Source organism: Siccibacter turicensis LMG 23730, assembly GCF_000463155.2.
GTDB lineage: Bacteria > Pseudomonadota > Gammaproteobacteria > Enterobacterales > Enterobacteriaceae > Siccibacter > Siccibacter turicensis.
This window is the reverse complement of sequence record NZ_AWFZ01000044.1, coordinates 1-490: the sequence shown is the minus strand read 5'-3', so window position 1 is coordinate 490 and position 490 is coordinate 1. Positions and strand designations below refer to the sequence as shown.

The following is a 490-nucleotide window of genomic DNA, read 5'->3' as shown; positions in this document are numbered from 1 at the left end:
TAAGGGTGAGGTCGGTGGTTCAAGTCCACTCAGGCCTACCAAATTTTTACTCATGCTGCGTTACGGCGCCGCTCAGCATACTGAAGTATGCTTCGCGACACTGCGCCCTGCCTGAGTGAAAATTGCATTCGTCAGAATGCAGGGTAAGAGGTTTAATCACTACGATGGGGCTATAGCTCAGCTGGGAGAGCGCCTGCTTTGCACGCAGGAGGTCTGCGGTTCGATCCCGCATAGCTCCACCATCAACACTGGTTGATACACTACTTCAGAGTGTACTGGGAACAGTATGCTGCGAAGTATTATGCTCTTTAACAATCCGGAACAAGCTGAAAATTGAAACGACACACCGTGTCTGTTCTCCGTAATAAGAACAGAATAAAGGTGTGTTCGAGTCTCTCAAATGCTTACAACACGTCGATGAATCGCAAGAAACATCTTCGGGTTGTGAGGTTAAGCGACTAAGCGTACACGGTGGATGCCCTGGCAGTCA

At 49.2% G+C, this 490-nt stretch carries 1 tRNA gene; it reads left to right on the top strand.

The window, feature by feature from the left end:
- Window positions 1-166: 166 nt before the first annotated feature.
- Window positions 167-242, top strand: a tRNA-Ala gene (locus DW58_RS14765).
- Window positions 243-490 lie beyond the last annotated feature (248 nt).